This is a genomic window from Mixta gaviniae (assembly GCF_002953195.1).
GTDB classification, from domain to species: Bacteria; Pseudomonadota; Gammaproteobacteria; order Enterobacterales; family Enterobacteriaceae; genus Mixta; species Mixta gaviniae.
Genome location: NZ_CP026377.1, coordinates 4463344 through 4486559 on the forward strand (window position 1 = coordinate 4463344; position 23216 = coordinate 4486559).

Here is a 23216-nt window from a genome sequence, read left to right on the forward strand (position 1 = left end):
TTACCGCTTACTTTATAACCCGCAATAAAAAGGGGATTATCGCTGAACCACAGCCGTTATCATTTCGGAAAATAACGCCGGCAGTACATTTCCTTTAGCTTATCTATTTCGCAAAGATTCAGACCGGCAATGGAATGAAAACTGCTGTCTTCAACAAAAGCGATAATTTTCGATCCACCCTGGCTGTACCATTTAACCGCCTGCTTGTAGGGCCATGGCAGTTCATAGCCTTTCTCGCGTAGCTGTTGGTTTAGCCTGCGCCAGTCTGCCTCGAAGTTATCGCCACTAAAAAAACGCAGCCTCTCCTGCGCATTGACGACATAGGGTTTCTGCGGCGCGCAAAAAGTTGCATCTGAGGAAAGATAGGCCTGATAAAATCCGATCATCAGCTGTTGCGTACAGGGAGAAAAATTTTCAGGAATGGTCAAAACGCCAATAAGGTATTTATATGCCTTATCCCTTAGCGCGATGTGGAAGAGGCCCTTCCACAGTGCATCCAGCGCATGGCTTTTTTGATAGGGCTGTTGGATAAACCCGCGTCCAATCTCAATACTGTTGCTGATAATGGCCAGCGCCTCAGGCTGATACTGAAACAGGCTATGGCTGTAAAGCCCTTCGAGACCGCGCCTGCGAATCTGCTCACCGGCGAAGACAAAGCGGTAGGCGCCCGCAATCTCAAGCCGGGCGGGATCCCACAAAATAATATGGTAATAATCAAAATCATAACGATCATTATCATATTTCCTGCCTGTACCGGCGCCGATTCTCCGGAATGCGATCTCCCGTAGCCGGCCAAGTTCACGCAGTACAGGCGAGTAATCTTCACCCTGATAGCGATAGAGCAGTACGCTTTTTCCGTCAGCAAGCTTATTTAACCGTTCACACCGGGACAGCGCTGCGTTTAACAGACTGCGGTTTTCCGGCGGCGCCAGCGGCGCGGCAAGGGGCAGTAGCGGCGGCCGGTTTTTCGCTATTCGCTCTATATGTTGCTGAAAATTGGCGACGATGGCAGCGAGCGGTTTTTGTTCTTCATCGATTCGGGCGAAATCGATCTGCTGTCCAATTCTGATATGCAATTTTCCCCGGCGATGACGACGACATTCTCTGAGCATCATTAGATTAGAAAGCGGGCGCCATATCCTGGCGGTTAAATAGTAGCGCACGCTATTGGTTCCGTTGATAGCAACGGGTATCAGTGCGGCACCCTTCTTTTTCGCTAAGTGAAGAAAGCCAGGATGCCAGGGAGACTCTTTTAATCCGGTCAGATGGAGGCTGGCCAGTTTCCCCGCCGGACAAATAATCAATATGCCGCCCTGACGGAGATGATCGCTCATTGCTTTATACTGGCTCACCCCTATTTTCCCCTGCATATTTCTAATGCCGATAGTCAGGGTTTCTACCTCGGGCACCAGTAGTGAAATCACATGGTTAGCAACGATTTTTATATCTTTCCTGACCTTTGCTACTACTGAAATCAAGGCAATACCGTCAATAACCGTCGGATGATTGGCGAACACGATGGCTGGCCCCTGCGCAGGAATATTATCGAGGTCGCCGCAATGAATATTAAAGCGTAACTGAAGGATCTCCGTAATGCCCTCAATCCATTCCAGGCCCAGTTTGCCCGACACCGCGTTGGTATAAAGTGAGACGCTCTCTTTCCCCAGCGCCCACCGGAAAAAGCGCTTCTGCCATTCAGAAAGTTTTCTATTCGGGAAAAACTCTGCGATCGCCTGCTCAAAGACATCCATATCGTCACCTTACACTTTTTCTTATTGGTTTATTTGTTTAATCATTACTCTGTTCGCATGACTTGAGAGGCTTAATAGGCTCCCTGCACCTGTATGGCGATAAGAAAAGCATCATCGATATAAAGCTAACGTTTCCCTTTAATCCGCCGCGAACGTGGATAGCCGGCATCACGCCCAATCCTTTGCCTGCTTTATCACTGAGCAGCAAGCGGTAACACCGTTAAGAACCCCTTATTAGCGATGCCGGAGCAAGTCTACTGCCTTCTGCTGCGTGCTGGTTGCCATTTGGGATATTATTAATTTTTAGCGGTAATGGACACACACAAACAATTAATAACTTCTTTTTCCTGACGAAATCAATATATTCAGCGCAGCTAATAAATAACGCGCAGTGGATTTTTATTAATAGTAAAAAAATAGCGAATACCACGATATTGCACGCGCCATCTTCATGCTTTCTGTTGTAAAAAATCAGTATTCATCAGCGCGCTTTGCCTGTGCGGCTAATTAAACCGTGCCGGGGGCAGCATAGCGACGCCGCCTCTTTTCGCCGTTTGCGCCTGATGACGTTGACCCGTTAAAAGCCTGACGGCGGCTTAATAAACGCCGCCGCCGTCCAACACCCCTTTCGCCTTGTCAGCGCAATTGACGCTTAAACCTGTTAACAGCGGGTCGCCGTCGCTATAATCCCCTTATCTTTCCTGAATACGGGTACGCACAATGATCCGCAGCATGACCGCCTACGCCCGGCGTGAAATCAAAGGCGAATGGGGCAGCGCAGCCTGGGAGCTGCGTTCCGTGAACCAGCGCTATCTTGAAACCTATATCCGCCTGCCGGAGCAGTTCCGCAGCCTGGAGCCGGTGATTCGTGAACGTCTGCGTAACCGTCTGACGCGCGGAAAGATTGAATGCAACTTACGTTTCGACGCCGATGCGGGCGCGCAAAGCGCATTGATCCTTAACCAGACGCTGGCGAAGCAGCTGCTGGAAGCGGCGCAATGGGTAAAACAGCAAGATGCCGACGGCGAAATCAATCCGGTCGATATTCTGCGCTGGCCAGGCGTGATGTCCGCACAGGAGCAAGATCTGGATGCCATCAACGTTGAGCTGCTGGCCGCGCTGGAACTGGCGATCGATGATTTTATCGCCGCACGTGAAAGCGAAGGCGCCGCATTGAAAACCCTGATTGAGCAGCGTCTGGAAGGCGTCAGCACCGAAGTGCAAAAGGTGCGAGGCTGGATGCCGGAGGTGCTGAAATGGCAGCGCGAGCGGCTGGTGACGAAGCTTGAAGAAGCGGAGCTGCAGCTGGACAACAATCGCGTCGAGCAAGAGCTGCTAATGATGGCGCAGCGCATTGATGTTGCTGAAGAGCTGGATCGTCTGGAAGCGCACGTGAAAGAAACCTATAACATCCTGAAGAAGAAAGAGGCCGTCGGCCGCCGCCTCGACTTTATGATGCAAGAGTTCAACCGTGAATCGAATACCCTGGCATCGAAGTCGATCAATGCGGATATCACCGCCTCGGCGATTGAGCTGAAGGTACTGATCGAGCAGATGCGCGAGCAGATCCAGAATATTGAGTAACGGTACAGCGCCTTACTGCAGAACAACACGCTTTACAGCCCGCCTTTGGCGGGTTTTTTTATGGTGGAAAACGCAGCGCTTTCCTGTCCCTTTCCACCAGGCGTTGTACAATGCTTAAAGCCCTAAGGTTTCTTAACGGAGGTAATATGTTGCCATCACACACGCTTAGCCTGACCATCATGCGTCACTGGTTAGATCTTTATGAAACGGTCTGGAAGCCGGAATTTTTTCCTAAATGGGTATCGGCTATCGGTGATGCTCCGCTTCAGCCGGAAGGCAACATTTGGAAGGCGCGCGGCGCTGACGGCGTCATAAAGGTCCGTTTTACTGAACACAACGCGTTTGGCGTAATGGATCACTGGCTGGATAACGGTTTTGGTAAAGAGATATATATGCCAATGCGCATCGTGCCTAACCAGGAAGGGGCTCAGGTGCTGCTGACGCTTTTTCGCCAGCCCTTTACCTCAGATGAAAAGTTCCGGCAAGAACTGGCGACCATCGAACAGGATCTGCAAAAACTGCATCAGCTGGTGACACACTGACAGGCCAGTTTCCTCGCGGCGGTCGAAAAATAGCTGCCTGTGAACATTTTTTCCGCCGCGCCTGAGCGTTAACGCAAATTTTTCTGGCTCTGCTAAAATAAATTGTCTGTGGCCATCCGATTTTTTAATTAATTTTGAACATGAGCGCGGGGGATGACACTACAACAACCTTAAACTGTCTCTGATGGGAAAAGTCTTAAGTCATCGCCCTCAATAGCCAGCAAAAACAAGCAATTGAATAAAGAAGCGGTTCGTTTGTTTTTTCTTTCTATCTAAAGACTTTAAGTATCAGGATGTTTTATTTAATTTCCTGATGAAATCAATTCAAATTTATACAACAATTTATTTTTTGAATAACAGATTCAGATATTTCTTATGGTGTTTCTTTCGAAAAAAAAAGCTATAAATCTCCCTGCACACAGTAATGACCTATAAACAGACATTCCAGGAAAATTCTATGGAACGCACATCTTTGCAAGAGTTTACTGAGCAAGAGTTTATTGAACTTGCACGCAAAGTATTAATTGCCGACTTTGAAACAACTGAAGGCTTATTAAAATCGGCAATGGAGTTTGTTTTATTAGCCGGGCATCCTGCGGGTACAGATCTTATCTGCTATCCGCAGGATTTTAATATTACGACGCCGCAGAGCATGGTCGATTTGATAAAAAACTGGCGGGAACAACATGGCCTGCCGGGCTTCAGGGATAATCACTACGTTATTGCGATGTAATAATAACCCCTATAAAATAATAACGATAATAAAATAAAATCAGGGTGGGTTTTTGACCCACCCCATGGTCTATTCCATTAAGAGCAAATTATGACGTTAAAGCAGAAGGCGCTAAACGGCGCTAAATGGTCGTTCATCTCATCAGTGATGACGATTGGGCTTGGTGTTCTGCAGTTGGCCTTACTTGCCAGGATGATTGATCCAAAACAATTTGGATTGCTGACAATTTCTCTCGTGGTTTTAACGCTGGTGGATACGCTTTCTGATTTCGGCTTATCCAATTCAGTTATTCAGCGAAAAAACATGACGGAAACAGAACTCTCTACTCTGTACTGGCTGAATATTATGATCGGCGCGGCCATTTTCCTGCTGGCCTCTCTTGGCAGCGATGTCATCAGCGCCCTATTGCATCAGCCGGAGCTGAGCGAACTTCTTCAAACGCTTTCCGTCGCCTTTATCATTATTCCCCAGGGGCAGCAATTTCGGGCCTTGCTGCAAAAAGAACTGGCCTTTACTCAAATAGGCCGAACGGAAACCGTGGCCGCACTGACGGGCTTTGCCGTGACGCTGCTTTCCGCGCTGTTTTACCCTTCTGCGCTTTGCGCCATCTGGGGCTACCTCGCCATGGTCTCCGTGCGCATGCTGCTGTTCTGCTACTACGGCAGAGAGATTTACCGCCCACAGTTTGTTTTCGAACTGAAAAGCGTGAGCGGTAATTTACGCTATGGCGGCTATCTCACCGCTGATAATCTGATTAACCAGCTCAGCGTGAATATGCCGACTATGCTGCTCTCCCGTTTGACGAGCGCGATCGCGACCGGCGGTTATAACCTGGCATTCAATCTGGCGGTTATGCCGCCCGCTAAAATCAACCCCATTTTGACGCGCGTGCTGTTCCCGGCATTCGCGCAGATGCAGGATGACCAGCCGCGTTTACGCCATAACTTTTATAAGATGCTGTCGATCATGAGCCTGCTGAACTTTGTCGCGCTGCTGGGCATGATCGGCGTCGCCCATAATCTGGTTTTAACGGTTTTCGGCGAGCGCTGGCTGTTTATCACGCCGGTGCTGCAGGTGCTGTGTATTGCCGGCATGATGCGCGCCATAAATAATCCCATTGGCGCTTTGGTGATGGCAAAGGGCACGGTCGATATCAGTTCCAGGCTGAATGCGCTTCGCCTGATGCTTTCCGTACCGGCTATCTGGCTGGGCGCACAGTGGGGCGGGCTGATGGGCGCAACTATCGGTTTTACCGCCGTGCAGGTGCTAACGGTATTGATGAATTACGTTGTTCTTCTTCGCCCGATGCTGGGCGCCAGCGGCAAAGAGTATCTCGCCAGTCAATGGATGCCGTTGCGCATGGCGCTGCCGACGTTTTGGATCAGCTATGCGCTTGGCTATGCGCTGGAAGGAAGCGTGTCTGCTTCGGCTGCGCTGGCGATACAAGTCTCCGCTGGCGCGCTGGTATGGGGATTAATGATACTGAGCAGCCGCGCGCCGTTAGTGCTGGAACTGAAGCAGATCGTACAACGCAAAGCGCGTCCGAAAGTGACGCTGGAAAGCGAAAATCCATTGATATAATAATAAACCTGTTTATGGGTGGAAAAGTACCCGTACCAGGGTATTTTGTTAAGCGTGCTGCTACAGCACGCTTTTTTTATTGGCTCTTTTTTCTTTATTTTTTCCCGCTTCGCATAACTACAACTAATCCGTAAGCGAATGCCTTAGAAATTTTCACTCGTCTACACTCAGGGATGCGCTGTAGGCTTGCCACCGTTTCCCTGGAGCTGGCTATGTTACTGACTGTACTCTATATCATAGGCATTACTGCCGAAGCGATGACCGGCGCGCTTGCCGCTGGCCGGCGTAAAATGGATCTGTTTGGCGTAATTATTATCGCCTCGGTCACGGCAATCGGCGGCGGTTCGGTGCGCGATATGCTGTTAGGACACTACCCGCTCGGTTGGGTAAAGCATCCTGAATACATCATGATTGTTGCCGCAGCGGCGGTAATCACGACCGTTGTCGCTCCCCTGATGACCCACCTGCGTAAAGTTTTTCTGGTACTGGATGCCTTAGGCTTGGTGGTTTTCTCCATAATTGGCGCCCAGGTCGCGTTGGATATGGGACACGCCTCGGTTATCGCGGCGATCAGCGCGGTGATAACCGGCGTCTTTGGCGGCGTTCTCCGCGACATGTTCTGCAACCGCATTCCACTGGTGTTCCAGAAAGAGCTGTACGCCGGCATCGCTTTTGCCGCCGGCTGGCTCTATATCCTGCTGCTAAAAACCCCGCTCTCCCATGAAACGGTCATCATAATTACTCTGCTGTTCGGCTTTTTATCACGCCTGCTGGCGCTGCGTTTCCGGCTTGGGCTGCCTATCTTCAATTATCCGCATCCGGAACATTGATTGCCGGCTGAGCAGCAGATGGCAAAATGGCCGGATGCTGTGTAGCCGGCCCGGCCGCTGCCGTCTGCTGCTGCTGCTGCTGAATAAAGGCAATCAGCTCCCTGACCTGTTTATCCTGCAGCCAGCGTGTAATTTTTTCCGCCAGCGTAGCGCCTATCCCCGGCAACTGCTGCCAGGCGCGCGCATCGCGCGCCAGCAGTTCCGCCCAGCTGCTGTCCGGCAGCGCCGATAGCGCGGCTTCAGGCAGCGGTACGCCCAGCGCTTTAATCCAGCGGCGCAACGGCTGGCGCTGCGCCAGATTAAAATGATGAACGATCTGCTGCGCCCGCTGCGGCGTAATGCCTGGCAGCGTAGAGAGCCGCTCGGCGCTCATACTCATCCATGAAAAAATATGGGTAAAGCCGGGCTGCTGGAGCAGGCGCTGCCATGTGCTGCGCTGTATGCCCGGCAGATCAAGCACACTTTTTTGACTTATCCAGCTTAACCGTGACAGGAACTGCTTGCGGCACCCCGCGCTGTAATTGAGGCAGCTCAGGCTGTGATAGCGCTGCGGATCGGGCGCGACCGGCCGTTCGCGCTGCTTCACCCGCCAGACAACGCTCTCGAAACGGGGAATGCCCTGCCCCGCCAGCCCGATCGCCACCTGATCGCCGGGCACAATATCCAGCGCCTGCCAGCGCGACAGAGAACCCAGGCTGACCCGGCGTACGGTTTTATCATCCAACTGCACCGGGGCGACATTAAGCACCACGGCGATTTTACCGGTACGCCCTATTGGGAACACAACGGACTGCACTTCACTGCTGATGATCGGCGGGCTATATTTCCATGCGGCGCTTTCCTCGCTGCGGCCCGGCAGCCACTGTTTCCCGGCGGAACGTCTATCCTGATGGATAACCACCCCGTCCGTGACAAAAGGCAAGGGAGAGCGAAACCAGCGATCGCGCCAGCGGGCGACATCCTCTTCATCAGATACCGGCCGCGTCCACGCGCTGGCGACCCCGAACCCTAACCGCTTAAGTGCCGCTTGCCGCCCCTCCATGGTTTTAGGGCCGTCCGGCCACGCCCAGATAAAAATGCCCAGCTGTGACAGCAGTGGCGAAGGCGACTGACGCATCAACGCGCCGGCGACCTGCGCGCGCGCATTTCTACCCCCGTGCAGTGATTGCTGATGATCGTTCACCACCAGGAACAGCTCGCCCTGCAAAACCAGCAGTGGCCGCTTATCGTCGATTGTCTGCGGCAGCGCGGAAATATAAGGCGCTTTACCCAGCCAGTTCTGTCCTTGCGCGCCGTCGCCGCGGCTGATCAACGCCGCCAGCTTCCCCAGGCGATAGACCAGCGTCACTGCCACGCCATCGATCTTCGGCTGTAACCATAAACGCTCTTTTCCCTGCATCCAGTACGCCACCGCCAGCTTATCCGGTAATTTTTTCACGCCGGCGTGCGCGACGGGGTGATCGGTGCCGCCGCTGCGTCCCCAGGCGGGACGATCCGCTTCGGCGGCGGGCTGGAAGCAGCGTTGCCACTGTTGCAGACGACGCTGCAGGCTATCATACAGCGCGTCATCGATTGGCGTTGTGCCCTCGTCGTAATAAGCGCCGTCCCAACTGCGCAGCTGCTGCCGCAGATGGGCAATCTCTTCCGCTGCGCGAGCGGGCGCCCATTGCGGACAGAGCGCCTGCGCCGCGCCGGCAAACAGCCACAGCAGCCATAACATCCCTTTTCCCGACATAACGCCTCCTTGTTTTCTGCCGCTCAGTAAACGTCATCGCCAGGCGGACGGCGAGCAGGAATGGATAAGGTGGGAAAGCATCGCGCAAATTTTCGCGGTAAAGAAGGCAAAGCAACGGACTTTCTGCGGCCTTTTTTCCGTAAAAGAAGAAAAACCGCAGCGCCGCGGCGCAAACGCTGCATGGCGGCGGCAAGCTGTGTATACTGTGCAGGAAACAGACTCCGCCCTTTTACACACTTCAAGAACTATCATGGCTCAAGGCACGCTTTATATTATTTCCGCTCCCAGCGGCGCAGGTAAATCCAGCCTGATTCAGGCTATGCTGAAAACGCAGCCGTTATACGATACGCAGGTATCTATTTCGCATACGACACGCGGCGTGCGCCCGGGCGAACAGCACGGCGAGCATTACTATTTCGTTTCAAAACAAGAGTTTGAATCGATGATTGAGCAGGATGCTTTTCTTGAGCATGCTGAAGTGTTCGGCAACTATTACGGTACCTCGCGCGCAGCGATAGAGCAGGTGCTGGCTACCGGCGTCGATGTGTTCCTGGATATCGATTGGCAGGGCGCGCAACAGATTCGGCAAAAAATGCCCAGCGCGCGCAGCATCTTCGTTCTGCCGCCCTCGAAAGAGGAGCTGGATCGCCGCCTGCGCGGCCGCGGTCAGGACAGCGAAGAGGTCATTACCCGCCGTATGGCTCAGGCCGTTGCGGAAATGAGCCACTACGCCGAGTACGATTATTTAATTGTGAATGATGATTTCGACCTGGCGCTGTCCGATCTGAAAACCATCATTCGTGCTGAGCGTCTGCGTATGGGCCGTCAAAAAGCCCGCCATGATGCTTTAATCAGCAAACTATTGGCAGACTGAAGTCACATTCAGTATTATGCCCAGTCATTTCTTCACCTGTGGAGTAGCACATTTATGGCACGCGTAACCGTTCAGGACGCAGTAGAGAAAATTGGTAACCGTTTTGACCTGGTTCTGGTCGCTGCACGTCGCGCACGTCAGATGCAGGTGAGCGGTAAAGATCCGCTGGTACCGGAAGAGAACGATAAACCGACCGTTATCGCCCTGCGTGAAATCGAAGAAGGCCTGATCACCAATCAGATCCTCGATGTCCGTGATCGTCAGGAACAGCAGGAGCAGGAAGCCGCCGAATTACAGGCTGTGACCGCTATCGCTGAAGGTCGTCGTTAATTAGCCGGAAGGCTCGCCCTTGTATCTTTTCGAAAGCCTCAATCAGCTGATTGTTAAATACTTGCCTGAGGAGCAGATCAAGCGCCTCAAGCAAGCTTATCTTGTCGCACGTGATGCCCACGAGGGTCAGACACGCTCCAGCGGCGAGCCTTATATCACGCATCCCGTCGCCGTCGCCTGCATTCTGGCGGAAATGAAGCTCGACTATGAAACCCTCATGGCCGCGCTGCTGCACGACGTGATTGAAGACACGCCCGCTACTTATCAGGACATGGAACAGCTGTTCGGCAAAAGCGTCGCCGAGCTGGTTGAAGGCGTATCCAAACTGGATAAGCTGAAGTTCCGTGACAAGAAAGAGGCGCAGGCGGAAAACTTCCGCAAAATGATCATGGCGATGGTGCAGGACATCCGCGTCATTCTGATCAAGCTGGCCGACCGTACGCATAACATGCGCACGCTGGGTTCGCTACGGCCGGACAAACGGCGGCGCATCGCGCGCGAAACGCTGGAAATCTACAGTCCGCTGGCGCACCGTCTCGGCATCCATCATTTAAAAACCGAGCTGGAAGAGCTGGGTTTCGAAGCGCTCTATCCCAACCGTTATCGTGTGATTAAAGAAGTGGTGAAAGCCGCGCGCGGTAACCGTAAGGAGATGATCCAAAAAATCCTCGCGGAAATTGAAGGGCGTTTGCAGGAGGCGGGGATCCCCTGTCGCGTCTTCGGACGTGAAAAGCATCTCTATTCCATCTACTGCAAAATGAACCTCAAAGAGCAGCGTTTCCACTCCATTATGGATATCTACGCGTTCCGCGTGATTGTCCGCGATGTGGATACCTGCTATCGCGTTCTCGGCCAGATGCACAGCCTCTATAAGCCGCGTCCGGGACGGGTGAAGGATTATATCGCCATCCCGAAGGCGAACGGCTATCAGTCGCTGCATACCTCGATGATCGGGCCGCACGGCGTGCCGGTCGAGGTGCAAATCCGTACCGAAGATATGGATCAGATGGCGGAAATGGGCGTCGCGGCGCACTGGGCTTATAAAGAGCAGGGCGAAAGCGGCACCACGGCGCAGATCCGCGCGCAGCGCTGGCTGCAAAGCCTGCTGGAGCTACAGCAGAGCGCCGGCAGCTCATTTGAATTTATCGAAAGCGTCAAATCCGATCTGTTCCCCGATGAGATTTACGTTTTCACCCCGGAAGGGCGCATCGTCGAACTGCCGGCTGGCGCCACGCCGGTCGATTTCGCCTATGCGGTGCATACCGATATCGGTCATGCCTGCGTCGGCGCGCGCGTCGATCGCCAGCCCTATCCCCTTTCGCAGCCGCTGGCCAGCGGCCAGACGGTGGAAATTATTACCGCGCCGGGCGCGCGGCCCAACGCCGCCTGGCTGAACTTTGTCGTCAGCTCGAAAGCGCGCGCCAAAATTCGCCAGCTGCTGAAAAACCTCAAGCGCGAAGACTCGGTGAGCCTGGGCCGCCGTCTGCTTAACCACGCGCTGGGCGGAAGCCGTAAGCTGGCGGAAATCCCGCAGGAGAGCATTGAGCAAGAGCTGGATCGCATGAAGCTGGCGTCGCTGGACGATCTGCTGGCGGAAATCGGTCTTGGCAACGCCATGAGCGTGGTGGTGGCGAAAAACCTGCTGCAGGATATGACCGGCGGCCCGTCCGCCAGCGCCGCCTCGCGCAGCAAGCTGCCGATTAAAGGCGCCGACGGCGTGCTGATCACCTTCGCGAAATGCTGCCGTCCTATTCCAGGCGACCCGATTGTGGCGCACGTCAGCCCCGGTAAAGGGCTGGTGGTGCATCACGAATCCTGCCGTAATATCCGTGGCTACCAGAAAGAGCCTGAGAAATTTATGGCGGTGGAGTGGGATAAAGTGACCGAGCAGGAGTTCGTCGCGGAGATCAAGGTGGATATGTTTAATCACCAGGGCGCGTTGGCTAACCTGACCGCTGCGATCAATACCGCCGGCTCCAATATACAGAGCCTGAATACCGAAGAGCGTGACGGCCGCGTTTACAGCGCCTTTATTCGCCTGACGGCGCGAGATCGCATCCATCTGGCGAATATTATGCGTAAAATTCGCATAATGCCGGATGTGATTAAAGTTCACCGTAATCGAAATTAACGCATGAATGCTCAACGTTTTGCTCGTATACGCGAGATGCTGGCCGCGCGCCAGCATGATTTAACCGTGTGCATGGAGCAGGTCCATAAGCCTCACAACGTTTCCGCCATTATCCGTACGGCGGACGCGGTGGGCGTCCATGAAGTCCATGCGGTCTGGCCCGCCAGCCGCATGCGTACCGGCGTCTCTTCCGCAGCCGGCAGCAACAGTTGGGTGCAGGTGAAAACTCACCGCACCATTGCCGATGCGGTAAAGCATCTCAAGCAGCAGGATATGCAGATCCTCGCGACCAATCTTTCCGCTAAGGCGGTCGATTTTCGCGAGATCGACTATACGCGGCCAACCTGCATCCTGATGGGTCAGGAAAAATTCGGCATTACGCCGGAAGCGCTGGCGCTGGCCGATCGGGACATCATTATTCCTATGGTCGGCATGGTGCAATCGCTGAACGTTTCCGTCGCCTCCGCGCTGATTCTGTATGAAGCGCAGCGGCAGCGGCAGAACGCCGGTATGTACCAGCGCGCAAGCAGCACGCTGGAGTATGCCGAGCAGCAGCGACTGCTGTTCGAGGGCGGTTATCCCGTTCTGGCGCGCGTCGCGAAACAGAAAGGTCTGCCCTACCCTGCAATCAACGACGACGGTGAGGTAATCGCCGACGCCGACTGGTGGGCCACGATGCAGGCGACGGGGAAACGATGAAAGGCCGTCTGCTGGATGCCGTTCCGTTAAGCACGCTTTCCGGCGTTGGCGCAAGCCAGGCGGGGAAGCTGGCAAAGATTGGACTGCATACCGTGCAGGATCTGCTGCTGCATCTGCCCCTGCGCTATGAAGATCGCACCCAGCTTTATCCCATCAACGATCTGCTGCCCGGTATCTGGGCAACCGTTGAAGGCGAAGTGCTGCATACCGATGTAACCTTCGGCCGCCGCCGTATGCTGGTGTGCCAGATCGGCGACGGCACCGGCGTGGTAACGCTGCGTTTTTTCAACTTCAATGCCGGCATGAAAAACAGCCTGGCACCCGGTGCGCGCGTGACCGCCTATGGCGAGATCAAACGCGGACAGCGCGGCGCGGAGATTATCCATCCGGAATATCGCCTTCAGGGTGAACACGGCGTCACCGGACTGCAGGAAACGCTGACGCCGGTTTATCCCACGACGGAAGGCATGCGTCAGGCGACGCTGCGCAATCTCACCGACCAGGCGCTGGCGCTGCTCGATAGCTGCCCGATCGCCGAGCTGCTGCCCGCCGAACTGCGCGGCGGTCTGCTGAGCCTGCCTGACGCCTTGCGTACGCTGCACCGCCCGCCGCCGGATATGCAGCTGGCCGATCTGGAAAGCGGCCGTCATCCGGCGCAGCGCCGGTTAATTCTGGAAGAGCTGCTGGCGCATAACCTCAGCATGCTGGAGGTGCGCGCCGGCGCCCAGCGTTATCATGCGCTGCCGATGCCGCCGCGCCACCAGCTCAGCGATAAGCTGCTGGCGGCACTGCCATTTAAGCCCACGGCCGCGCAGCAACGGGTGGTGAAAGAGATTGAACAGGATCTCGCGCATGACTATCCAATGATGCGCCTGGTGCAGGGCGATGTCGGCTCAGGCAAAACGCTGGTAGCGGCGCTGGCGGCGCTGCACGTTATTGCCCACGGCAAACAGGTTGCGTTGATGGCGCCGACGGAGCTGCTGGCCGAACAGCACGCCAATAACTTCCGCCAGTGGTTTGCGCCGCTGGGGCTGGAGGTGGGCTGGCTGGCCGGCAAGCAGAAAGGTAAAGCGCGCCTGGCGCAGCAGGAAGCGATCGCCAGCGGGCAGGTCTCAATGGTGGTCGGCACGCACGCCATTTTCCAGGATCAGGTGCAATTTAATGGCCTGGCGCTGGTGATTATCGATGAGCAGCATCGCTTCGGCGTCCATCAGCGGCTGGCGCTGTGGGAAAAAGGCGAAGAGCAGGGTTTCCATCCGCATCAGCTGATTATGACCGCGACGCCTATCCCGCGTACGCTGGCGATGACCGCCTATGCCGATCTCGATACCTCGGTAATCGACGAGCTGCCGCCGGGACGTACGCCGGTCACCACCGTCGCCATCCCGGATACGCGGCGCGCGGAGATTATCGAGCGCGTTAAACGCGCCTGCCAGACCGAAGGCCGTCAGGCTTACTGGGTATGCACCCTGATTGAAGAATCTGACCTGCTGGAAGCGCAGGCGGCGGAAGCCACCTGGGAAGAGCTGAAGCTGGCACTGCCCGATCTGCGGGTCGGCCTGGTTCACGGCCGCATGAAGCCGCAGGAGAAGCAGGATGTGATGCAGGCTTTTAAACAGGGCGAGCTGCAGCTGCTGGTGGCGACCACGGTTATCGAAGTCGGCGTGGATGTGCCCAACGCCAGCCTGATGATTATCGAGAATCCGGAGCGTCTTGGCCTGGCCCAGTTGCATCAGCTGCGCGGACGCGTAGGACGCGGCGCCGTGGCCTCGCACTGCGTGCTGCTTTATAAATCGCCGCTGAGCAAAACGGCGCAGAAGCGTCTGCAGGTGCTGCGCGACAGCAACGACGGTTTCGTTATCGCCCAGTGCGATCTGGAGATCCGCGGCCCCGGCGAACTGCTTGGTACGCGCCAGACCGGCAATGCCGAATTTAAAGTGGCCGACCTGCTGCGCGACCAGGCGCTGATCCCTGATGTGCAGCGCATTGCGCGCCATATCCACCAGCACTACCCGGAGCAGTCACAGGCGCTGATTGAGCGCTGGCTGCCGGAAACTGACCGCTATACCAACGCCTGATAACAGGCCCTTCCCCTTTTCTGATCCAGAATAAATAAAGCGGCTAAAGCGCCATTGCGCTTTAGCAAACGATTGCTTTTGCCAGGCAGTGAATTACAATCGCCACTTTGTTTCTCAGGGAACCCTCATCATGTCCGTCAGCCCCAATGAAATCGCCTCGTCCGCCCATGCCGCGACGTCAAAGAGCGAACTGATCTACCGTCTGGAAGACCGCCCGCCGCTGCCGCAAACGCTGTTTGCCGCCTGTCAGCATCTGCTGGCGATGTTCGTCGCGGTTATCACGCCCGCCCTGCTCATCTGCCAGGCGCTTGGCCTGCCGGCGCAGGATACGCAGCACATTATCAGCATGTCGCTGTTCGCCTCCGGCGTGGCGTCCATATTGCAGATTAAAACCTGGGGGCCGGTAGGCTCAGGGCTGCTGTCTATTCAGGGCACCAGCTTTAACTTCGTGACGCCGCTGATTATGGGCGGCATGGCGCTAAAAAACGGCGGCGCCGACGTGCCGACAATGATGGCGGCGCTGTTCGGCACGTTGATGATCGCCTCCTGTACGGAGATGGTGCTGTCGCGCGTGCTGCATCTGGCACGACGCATTATCACGCCGCTGGTTTCCGGCATCGTGGTGATGATTATCGGCCTGTCGCTGATTCAGGTGGGATTAACCTCGATTGGCGGCGGTTACGCGGCGATGAGCGATCACACTTTTGGCGCGCCGAAAAACCTGCTGCTGGCCGGCGCGGTGCTGGCGGTAATTATCCTGCTGAACCGCCAGCGCAACCCCTACCTGCGCGTCGCGTCGCTGGTGATCGCGATGGCGGTCGGCTATCTGCTCGCCTGGGCGCTCGGCATGCTGCCGGAAAATAGCGCAGCGACGCACAGCGCGTTGGTTGCAGTGCCGATGCCGCTTTATTACGGCCTCGGCTTCGACTGGAACCTGCTGATCCCGCTGATGCTGGTGTTTATGGTGACCTCGCTGGAAACCATCGGCGATATCACCGCCACCTCTGACGTTTCAGAGCAGCCGGTTAGCGGACCGCTCTATATGAAGCGCCTGAAGGGCGGCGTGCTGGCGAACGGCCTGAACTCCTTTGTTTCCGCGCTGTTCAATACTTTCCCTAACTCTTGTTTCGGCCAGAACAACGGCGTGATCCAGCTGACCGGCGTCGCCAGCCGCTACGTTGGCTTTGTGGTGGCGCTGATGCTTATCGTGCTGGGTCTGTTCCCGGCGGTCAGCGGCTTTGTACAGCATATTCCGGAACCGGTGTTAGGCGGGGCCACCATCGTGATGTTCGGCACCATCGCCGCCTCCGGCGTGCGCATCGTCTCCCGCGAGCCGTTAAACCGCCGCGCGATCATGATTATCGCGTTGTCGCTGGCGGTCGGGCTGGGCGTGTCGCAGCAGCCGCTGATCCTGCAGTTCGCGCCGGACTGGCTGAAAACCCTGCTCTCTTCCGGTATCGCCGCCGGCGGCATCACGGCGATTGTGCTGAACCTGCTCTTCCCGCAGGAGAAGTAACCCTTTCGGGCGAGCCGCCGCTCGCCCTTCCTCCTTCCGCTTTTGTTTCCCGGCTTTACAACCCGGCTGTTGAGCTATGTCGGTAATTCAGGCATAACAGGCGGTACCGGAAATTCATACGGAAGGATGCAAATGAAATTTGTCGGAAAGTTAATTCTTTCGCTGCTGTTATTACTGCTGCTGCTGGTAGTGGTTTGTTATTTTCTGCTGCAAACCCGTTGGGGTGCAGAATGGGCCAGCCGGCGCATCAGTGATGATACGGCGTACCACCTTTCCGTAGCGAAAATAGAGCATAACTTCTCCGATCCTTCCCTGCTGATCTTACGCAACGTTAGCTTTGGCCATGATGGCCAGCCGGCGGTGATGGTGGCGAAAACCGTCAATCTCGGCCTGACCGCCGCGCTGTTTAGCCAACCGCTGCGATTCAACAGCATTGAGCTGCGCGACGGCACGCTGGATGCCGCCAATATGCCGGGCAATATGGCCTGGCCGCTGCAGGCCGACAGGCTGCAGTTGGCTAATATGGCGGTCAATACGCCGCGGCTGGCGATGCGCGCCAGCGCCCTGAACGGCGGCATTATTCCCTGGCGGCCCGCGCCAGGCCGTATCGCCGGCGATAACGCCAGCTTTCAGATGAGCGCGGAAAGCGTCACGGTTAGCGGCCTGACGGCCACCCATGCGCTGATTCAGGGCCGCATAAGTGATAAGCAGCTTATCGTCAATAACTTCGGCGCCGATCTGGCGCGCGGCTCCGTCACGGGTAGCGCGCAGCGCGACGCTGCGGGCAACTGGCGCGTTCCGGCGCTGCGGCTGAACGATATCCGTTTGCAGACGGATAAGCCGCTGGCCGACTTCCTCGCGCCGCTGCGTAACTTGCCTTCCATCTATTTTTCCCGCGTGGATATGACCGATGCGCGCCTGCAGGGGCCGGACTGGGCGGTGACCGATCTTGACCTGCTGGTGAAAGATTTGACGCTGCGTAATGGCGACTGGCAGAGCGAAGGGGGTTCGCTGGCGCTGAACGCCGACAGCTTTATCAACGGGCAGCTGACGCTAAACGATCCGATCCTCAACCTCGACTTTTCGCCGCAGGGCGTCGCTGACGCGCGCTTCAGCTCGCGCTGGGTAAACGGCCTGATTCGGGCGCAAGGTAGCTGGCAGCGACAAACCCGGCAGCTGACGCTGGATGAGCTGGTGCTGGCGGGCCTGGAGTACACCCTGCCGGAAAACTGGCGCGATCGCTGGATGGAGAGGCTGCCGGCCTGGCTCGATAGCGTGCAGGTGAAAAAGCTGAGCGGCAGCCGCAACCTGTTGATTGACGTTAACCCCTCCTGGCCGTTCCAGCTCACCGCGCTGGATATCAACGGCTCAGACCTGCAGCTGGTGCGTCAGCGCCAGTGGGGCATCTGGCAGGGCAGCCTGAACCTCAACGCGGCGGAGGCCACCTTCAACCGCACCGATATTCGTCATCCCTCTCTTGCGCTGCAGGCTGACGCCGCACAGATTAACGTCACGGAGATGAGCGCCTTTGTTGATAAAGGCATGCTGGAAGGCCAGGCGATGCTGGATCAAACGCCGGCGCGCCGTCTGTCGTTAACGCTGAATGGCCGCGCGGTGCCTGCGGATGTGCTGAAAAACTGGGGCTGGCCGGCACCGCCCGTGGCGGGCCCGGCAACCTTACAACTGAAGCTGAATGCCCGTCTGGCGGCGGATACACCGCTGAAAAACAGCGTCGACGGCACGCTGAGCATTAACGCAGCGGAACGCGCCGTACAGCAAACCATGACCCAGGGCGCGGTGACGACTCAGCCGTGAGGCTCCAGCGGCCCGTCGGGATCGGCGGGCAGCACGATATAGACGCCGTGGAAGACCGCGCCGCACTCCTCATTGCCAAACAGCTCCACTTCCAGCTGCACGCGCGCTTTGCGCCCGCGCGCCAGGCGGTCGAGATCGCCACTCAGCGAGCCGAGATCGGCGGTAGCGCTCGGCTTGCCGCTGATCGGCTGGCTGTAGCGAATATGCGCGTCAGCCAGAATGATGGTGCCGCCAAGATGGCGTTCGCGCAGCAGCAGCCAGATCAGCCCCCAGCCGGTTAGCGTTGCCAGCGAAAACAGGCTGCCGGCGAACAGAGTGTGATGCGGGTTCTGGTTGCCGGTCTCCGGCATGGTGGTCATAAATTTCTGGCCGGTATATTGCGAGATGCGCACGCCCATCTTTTCGCTCAGCGGAATATGCTCGTACCAGGCCTGTTGCAGCTGCCCGCACCAGTCGGCACGGTGCAGAATATCATCCAGCGTCACCACCGGCTTAATCATCAGGAAATGGCGCACCGGCGTGGTCTGCGGCGCGGTAATCTCCCCTTCGTTGAGGTAGCCCAGCTTGGCGAAGAACTCGACCGCATCCTCACGCGCGCTACAGACGACGCGCTTTACGCCCTCCTGACGCGCCACCGACTCCAGCGTCATCGCCACCAGCGTGCCTAACCCTTTGCCCTGCACCGTCGGATGGACGGCCAGAAAGCGAATCGAGGCTTCATTATCGGCGTTGATATAGAGCCGCCCGGCGGCGACAGGCTTGCCCTGCTCATCCACTACCATCTGATGGTGCGCCATGGCATCCCAGGCATCCCGTTCCGAACCCTGCGGCTGGCGCAGCGGTTTACGTAACATCTCCCAGCGGAACTGGTAATACATTTCCAGCTCTTCGGCAGTTTCCGGCACTCGTAGGTGATACATAAAAGGATTCTCTCGTTCAGCTTAAGGGCGGCGGTTCTGGCGTTCTGCGGCGACTGACGTTACACCTGCAGCCAAAAGGTGACCGGACCATCATTGACCAATGCGACCTGCATATCTGCGGCAAAGCGCCCGTTTTCGACGGTGATGCCTTGCTGGCGACAGCGGTCGCTAAAATCGTGGTACAGGCGCTCCGCCTCCTGCGGCGCGGCACCGCGTGAAAAGCTGGGGCGCATTCCCTTTTGCGTGTCGGCCGCCAGCGTAAACTGCGATACCACCAGCAGGCTACCGCCGGCCTGCTGCACGTTCAGATTCATTTTGCCGTTTTCATCGCTGAAAATGCGGTAGCCCAGCACCCGCTCGCACAGGCGCTGCGCTTTTTGTTCATCGTCATCTCTTTCCACGCCCAGCAGTACCAGCAGACCGGCACCGATTTCACCGACCGTTTCATCCGCCACCGTGACGCTGGCGCGCCGGACGCGCTGAATTAATGCAATCATGCTTCCTCATTACCTTGCTTTTGTTGTTGCTGACGGAACTCCCCCAGCGTGACGGTGATTTCCGCGCCTAACAGAACGATACACCATGTCCAGTAAACCCACAGAAACAGGATAGGGATCACGGCCAGCACGCCGTAAATAAGCTGATACGAAGGGAACGTGGTGATATAGAGCGCGAACGCTTTTTTGCCCAGCTCGAATAGCAGCCCCGCCACCAGCGCGCCGATCAGGGCATCACGCTGCGGCACCCGCGTTGTCGGCACCAGGCTGTACAGCAGCCAGAATGCGAGCCACGAAAACAGCAGCGGAAAAATACGCAGTGTCTGATCGATAAGCCCGGTTACGCCGCTGACGGTCACCCATTTCAGCGACAGTAGCCAGGTGCTGATTGCCAGGCTGGCGCCGGCCAGCAGCGGCCCCAGCGTCAGGATCATCCAGTAGACGGCAAAGGAGAACACCAGCGGACGCTTTTTCTGGCTGCGCCAGATAGCGTTGAGCGCGCTGTCGATGGAGTGCATCAACAGCAGCGCCGTGACGATCAGCCCGACGGCGCCGACCACGGTCATCTTATTGACGTTAGCGACGAACTGATCGAGATAGTCCTGCACTACGTTACCCGCCGCCGGGACAAAATTATTAAAAATAAAATGTTTAAGCTGCACGCTGATATCGGCGAACACCGGGAACGCGGCGAACAGCGAAAAGACCACCGCCACCAGCGGCACCAGCGCCAGCAGTGATACAAAGGCGAGATTGCCCGCCTCGGTGGTCATGCCATCATGGTTGATACGCTGCCACAGCAGCTTTAGCCAGGCGCCTGTTGCGCGCGCGCGCGGGCGTAACGAAAGCTGCTTCATCACTTAACCACGGCTGGCGAACCAGTCAGGCACCGTCTGCGCGTCCGTGACATGCACGGCGGTAATGCCGAGCTGACGGGCCGCTTCAATATTATCCAGATTATCGTCGAAGAAGATGGCCTGATCGGCGCTGAAGCCCTCTTCTGTCAGCACGCGCTGATAGATACGCGCCTCCGGCTTGCGCATCCCCATCTCCTGGGAAAGATAGAGCTTATCCGCTGCCTGCTGCACTTCAGGATATTGCGACGGCCAGTGGTCGCAGTGCAGCCGGTTGGTGTTGGACAGGATAACCACCCGCTCGCCGCGGCCGCGCAGCTGCTGCATCAGTGCGATCACCTCAGGCCTGACGCCGACGAACACCGCCTGCCAGCCGGCGGCAAACTGCTCATAGCTCAGCGCGATATCGAGTTCGGCGCAGAGTTGAGCGGCGAACTGCTCATCGCTGATTTCCCCGCGTTCGTGGCGCTCGAAGTTTTCGCCCATCTGGAAGCGGCTTTTCAGCAGCGCCAACGGGACACGGCCAAGATCGCTCCAGACGCCCAACACCCGGCTGAAATCGATATCAACAATGACATTACCTAAATCAAAGATATACAGCATGGCCATCTCCTGTTGTCCCGTCGAGCTATTCACTCTAGCGATAAAACCGCACGCTGAACAGGGCGCGACGCAAAGGTTGCCGCAAATCGCGGCCCGGCGTTTTTCCAGGCGGGCGGGGCCAGAAAGGCGAGGCGAAAAAAAAGGCCCCTTACGGGGCCCTTTAACAGCGTCAACTCACGCTACAGCAGGAAGTTATGCTTCTTTGCTGCCGCGTGAAGCACGCTTACGATCGTTTTCCGTCAGGTGACGTTTACGAATACGTACGGAAGTCGGCGTAACTTCAACCAGTTCGTCATCATCGATAAACTCGATCGCCTGCTCAAGGGTCATCTTGATCGGCGGAACCAGGGTCGTCGCTTCATCAGTACCTGATGCGCGCATGTTGGTCAGTTTCTTACCGGTCAGGCAGTTTACGGTCAGGTCGTTGGAACGGCTGTGAATACCGATGATCTGGCCTTCGTAAACTTCCGCGCCGTGGCCCAGGAACAGCTTGCCGCGATCCTGCAGACCGAACAGAGCAAAGGCGACCGCCTTGCCCTGACCGTTAGAGATCAGCACGCCGTTCTGACGCTGGCCCACTTCGCCCGGACGTACGTCGTCGTAGTGGCTGAAGGTGGAGTAAAGCAGACCGGTACCGGAAGTCATGGTCATGAATTCGTTACGGAAGCCGATCAGACCACGGCTCGGAATCACGTAGTCGAGACGCACGCGGCCTTTGCCATCCGGATCCATGTTTTTCATGTCGCCTTTACGCTCGCCCATCGCCTGCATGACCGCGCCCTGGTGCTGCTCTTCGATATCCAGCGTCACGTTTTCGAACGGCTCTTGCTTACGGCCGTCGACTTCGCGGAAGATAACTTTCGGACGGGATACCGCCAGTTCGAAACCTTCACGACGCATGTTTTCGATCAGCACGGAGAGGTGCAGTTCGCCACGACCGGATACACGGAAAGCATCCGCATCTTCGGTTTCTTCTACGCGCAGCGCTACGTTATGCACCAGCTCTTTCTTCAGACGATCAAGGATCTGACGTGAAGTTACGTACTTGCCCTCTTTACCGCAGAACGGCGAGGTGTTGACGTTAAAGAACATGGTAACAGTCGGCTCATCTACGCTCAGCGCAGGCAGCGCTTCCACATTCTGCGGATCGCAGATGGTGTCGGAGATGTTCAGCTCGCCCAGACCGGTGATAGCGATGATATCGCCCGCTTCCGCCAGGTCGGTATCGATACGCTCCAGACCCAGGTGGCCCAGCACTTTGCCCACTTTCGCATTGCGGGTTTTGCCTTCGCTGTCAACAACCGTTACCTGCTGGTTCGGCTTAACTTTACCGCGCTTGATGCGGCCGATGCCGATCACGCCCAGGTAGTTGTTGTAGTCCAGCTGGGAGATCTGCATCTGCAGCGGACCGTCCAGGTCAACGTTCGGCGCCGGCACGTGGTCGACGATCGCCTGGTACAGCGGGGTCATGTCCTCAGCCATATCGGTATGATCGGCACCGGCGATGCCCTGCAGCGCAGAGGCGTAAATAATCGGGAAGTCGAGCTGCTCGTCAGTCGCGTCAAGGTTAACGAACAGGTCGAACACCTGGTCGACAACCCAGTCAGGACGGGCGCCCGGACGGTCGATTTTGTTGATGACCACGATCGGCTTCAGGCCGTGGGCAAATGCTTTTTTGGTCACGAAACGCGTCTGCGGCATTGGGCCGTCCATCGCGTCGACAACCAGCAGCACTGAATCAACCATGGACATAACGCGCTCAACTTCACCACCGAAGTCGGCGTGTCCCGGGGTATCAACGATGTTGATACGATAGTCGTTCCATTTGATGGCGGTATTTTTCGCGAGGATGGTAATCCCACGCTCTTTCTCCAAATCGTTGGAGTCCATTACACGCTCAGTTGCTTCAGTACGGGCGTCAAAAGTACCGGACTGTTGCAGCAGTTTGTCGACCAGGGTGGTTTTCCCATGGTCAACGTGCGCAATAATGGCGATGTTACGCAAATTTTCGATCACAGCTTTGCCTCAGGCATTAGAAATAGCGCGCTATTGTACACGGATTAATCGAAGGACTGAACAGGATCACAAATATCAAAGAAAGAATGCTGTAGGGCTTGCCTTATAACACCACTTTCAGTGCAAA

18 protein-coding genes and 1 pseudogene are annotated in these 23216 nt (G+C 56.4%); 12 read left to right on the forward strand and 7 right to left on the reverse strand.

Going from position 1 to position 23216, the window contains the following annotated elements; all coding sequences use genetic code 11:
- Positions 1 to 59: 59 nt before the first annotated feature.
- Entirely contained in the window at positions 60 to 1751 is a 1692-nt protein-coding gene (locus C2E15_RS20915; RefSeq protein WP_104958980.1) for a bifunctional lysophospholipid acyltransferase family protein/GNAT family N-acetyltransferase, read from the reverse strand.
- Positions 1752 to 2471: 720 nt separating this feature from the next.
- On the opposite strand from C2E15_RS20915, the gene C2E15_RS20920 reads away from it, so the two are divergent.
- The 5 genes from C2E15_RS20920 to C2E15_RS20940 all read left to right on the forward strand — a co-directional run bounded on the left by C2E15_RS20920 (position 2472) and on the right by C2E15_RS20940 (position 7021).
- Entirely contained in the window at positions 2472 to 3335 is an 864-nt protein-coding gene (locus C2E15_RS20920; protein WP_104958981.1) for a YicC/YloC family endoribonuclease, read from the forward strand.
- 146 nt (positions 3336 to 3481) lie between these two features.
- A complete protein-coding gene (locus C2E15_RS20925) occupies positions 3482 to 3877 on the forward strand; it encodes a polyketide cyclase (RefSeq protein ID WP_104958982.1) in 396 nt (131 codons plus the stop codon).
- 457 nt (positions 3878 to 4334) lie between these two features.
- The gene (locus tag C2E15_RS20930) at positions 4335 to 4610 is read left to right on the forward strand and encodes a bacteriocin immunity protein (protein ID WP_167391903.1); all 276 of its coding nucleotides are present in this window, start codon (positions 4335 to 4337) and stop codon (positions 4608 to 4610) included.
- Positions 4611 to 4700: 90 nt separating this feature from the next.
- Complete coding sequence (locus C2E15_RS20935) at positions 4701 to 6191, forward strand: MOP flippase family protein (RefSeq protein WP_104958984.1); 1491 nt, start codon at positions 4701 to 4703, stop codon at positions 6189 to 6191.
- 212 nt (positions 6192 to 6403) lie between these two features.
- On the forward strand, positions 6404 to 7021 hold the full coding sequence (locus tag C2E15_RS20940) for a trimeric intracellular cation channel family protein (protein ID WP_104958985.1): 618 nt from the start codon (positions 6404 to 6406) through the stop codon (positions 7019 to 7021).
- Here the strand turns inward: C2E15_RS20940 and ligB are convergent.
- Positions 6953 to 8756, reverse strand: a pseudogene (gene ligB / locus C2E15_RS20945) (NAD-dependent DNA ligase LigB). The gene C2E15_RS20940 and the pseudogene ligB sit on opposite strands and share 69 nt — an antisense overlap.
- Before the next feature lie 250 nt (positions 8757 to 9006).
- Here ligB and gmk point away from each other — a divergent pair.
- The 7 genes from gmk (at position 9007) to C2E15_RS20980 (ending at position 18199) form a co-directional block, all read left to right on the forward strand.
- Positions 9007 to 9630, forward strand: coding sequence for a guanylate kinase (gmk, locus tag C2E15_RS20950; RefSeq protein WP_104958987.1), 624 nt, complete (start codon positions 9007 to 9009; stop codon positions 9628 to 9630).
- A gap of 54 nt (positions 9631 to 9684) precedes the next feature.
- On the forward strand, positions 9685 to 9960 hold the full coding sequence (gene rpoZ / locus C2E15_RS20955; RefSeq protein ID WP_104958988.1) for a DNA-directed RNA polymerase subunit omega: 276 nt from the start codon (positions 9685 to 9687) through the stop codon (positions 9958 to 9960).
- A gap of 19 nt (positions 9961 to 9979) precedes the next feature.
- A complete protein-coding gene (gene spoT, locus C2E15_RS20960) occupies positions 9980 to 12091 on the forward strand; it encodes a bifunctional GTP diphosphokinase/guanosine-3',5'-bis pyrophosphate 3'-pyrophosphohydrolase (protein ID WP_104958989.1) in 2112 nt (703 codons plus the stop codon).
- A gap of 3 nt (positions 12092 to 12094) precedes the next feature.
- Entirely contained in the window at positions 12095 to 12790 is a 696-nt protein-coding gene (gene trmH, locus C2E15_RS20965) for a tRNA (guanosine(18)-2'-O)-methyltransferase TrmH (protein ID WP_104958990.1), read from the forward strand.
- Complete coding sequence (gene recG, locus C2E15_RS20970) at positions 12787 to 14868, forward strand: ATP-dependent DNA helicase RecG (RefSeq protein ID WP_104958991.1); 2082 nt, start codon at positions 12787 to 12789, stop codon at positions 14866 to 14868. Before trmH ends, recG begins: the two co-directional genes overlap by 4 nt.
- Before the next feature lie 130 nt (positions 14869 to 14998).
- Entirely contained in the window at positions 14999 to 16384 is a 1386-nt protein-coding gene (locus C2E15_RS20975) for a nucleobase:cation symporter-2 family protein (RefSeq protein WP_104958992.1), read from the forward strand.
- A gap of 132 nt (positions 16385 to 16516) precedes the next feature.
- Entirely contained in the window at positions 16517 to 18199 is a 1683-nt protein-coding gene (locus tag C2E15_RS20980) for an AsmA family protein (RefSeq protein WP_104958993.1), read from the forward strand.
- Here C2E15_RS20980 and fabY read toward each other — a convergent pair.
- The 5 genes from fabY to typA form a co-directional block, all read right to left on the reverse strand.
- Positions 18190 to 19119: a fatty acid biosynthesis protein FabY gene (gene fabY / locus C2E15_RS20985; protein ID WP_104958994.1), complete on the reverse strand. Its 930-nt coding sequence runs from the start codon at positions 19117 to 19119 to the stop codon at positions 18190 to 18192. The genes C2E15_RS20980 and fabY overlap by 10 nt on opposite strands.
- Before the next feature lie 59 nt (positions 19120 to 19178).
- A complete protein-coding gene (dtd, locus tag C2E15_RS20990; protein ID WP_104958995.1) occupies positions 19179 to 19616 on the reverse strand; it encodes a D-aminoacyl-tRNA deacylase in 438 nt (145 codons plus the stop codon).
- Positions 19613 to 20473 carry a virulence factor BrkB family protein gene (locus C2E15_RS20995; protein WP_104959253.1) on the reverse strand — a complete coding sequence of 287 codons (861 nt, stop codon included), beginning with the start codon at positions 20471 to 20473 and terminating at the stop codon, positions 19613 to 19615. Before C2E15_RS20995 ends, dtd begins: the two co-directional genes overlap by 4 nt.
- Before the next feature lie 3 nt (positions 20474 to 20476).
- A complete protein-coding gene (gene yihX / locus C2E15_RS21000; RefSeq protein WP_104958996.1) occupies positions 20477 to 21073 on the reverse strand; it encodes a glucose-1-phosphatase in 597 nt (198 codons plus the stop codon).
- A 192-nt stretch (positions 21074 to 21265) separates the two neighbouring features.
- Complete coding sequence (gene typA / locus C2E15_RS21005; RefSeq protein WP_104958997.1) at positions 21266 to 23089, reverse strand: ribosome-dependent GTPase TypA; 1824 nt, start codon at positions 23087 to 23089, stop codon at positions 21266 to 21268.
- Between the last annotated feature and the right edge of the window lie 127 nt (positions 23090 to 23216).

Coding starts and splice junctions, on each gene's coding strand:
- C2E15_RS20915 (WP_104958980.1), bottom strand. CDS start 1,751: ATGGATGTCTTTGAGCAGGCGATCGCAGAGTTTTTCCCGAATAGAAAA.
- C2E15_RS20920 (WP_104958981.1), top strand. CDS start 2,472: ATGATCCGCAGCATGACCGCCTACGCCCGGCGTGAAATCAAAGGCGAA.
- C2E15_RS20925 (WP_104958982.1), top strand. CDS start 3,482: ATGTTGCCATCACACACGCTTAGCCTGACCATCATGCGTCACTGGTTA.
- C2E15_RS20930 (WP_167391903.1), top strand. CDS start 4,335: ATGGAACGCACATCTTTGCAAGAGTTTACTGAGCAAGAGTTTATTGAA.
- C2E15_RS20935 (WP_104958984.1), top strand. CDS start 4,701: ATGACGTTAAAGCAGAAGGCGCTAAACGGCGCTAAATGGTCGTTCATC.
- C2E15_RS20940 (WP_104958985.1), top strand. CDS start 6,404: ATGTTACTGACTGTACTCTATATCATAGGCATTACTGCCGAAGCGATG.
- gmk (WP_104958987.1), top strand. CDS start 9,007: ATGGCTCAAGGCACGCTTTATATTATTTCCGCTCCCAGCGGCGCAGGT.
- rpoZ (WP_104958988.1), top strand. CDS start 9,685: ATGGCACGCGTAACCGTTCAGGACGCAGTAGAGAAAATTGGTAACCGT.
- trmH (WP_104958990.1), top strand. CDS start 12,095: ATGAATGCTCAACGTTTTGCTCGTATACGCGAGATGCTGGCCGCGCGC.
- recG (WP_104958991.1), top strand. CDS start 12,787: ATGAAAGGCCGTCTGCTGGATGCCGTTCCGTTAAGCACGCTTTCCGGC.
- C2E15_RS20975 (WP_104958992.1), top strand. CDS start 14,999: ATGTCCGTCAGCCCCAATGAAATCGCCTCGTCCGCCCATGCCGCGACG.
- C2E15_RS20980 (WP_104958993.1), top strand. CDS start 16,517: ATGAAATTTGTCGGAAAGTTAATTCTTTCGCTGCTGTTATTACTGCTG.
- fabY (WP_104958994.1), bottom strand. CDS start 19,119: ATGTATCACCTACGAGTGCCGGAAACTGCCGAAGAGCTGGAAATGTAT.
- dtd (WP_104958995.1), bottom strand. CDS start 19,616: ATGATTGCATTAATTCAGCGCGTCCGGCGCGCCAGCGTCACGGTGGCG.
- C2E15_RS20995 (WP_104959253.1), bottom strand. CDS start 20,473: ATGAAGCAGCTTTCGTTACGCCCGCGCGCGCGCGCAACAGGCGCCTGG.
- yihX (WP_104958996.1), bottom strand. CDS start 21,073: ATGCTGTATATCTTTGATTTAGGTAATGTCATTGTTGATATCGATTTC.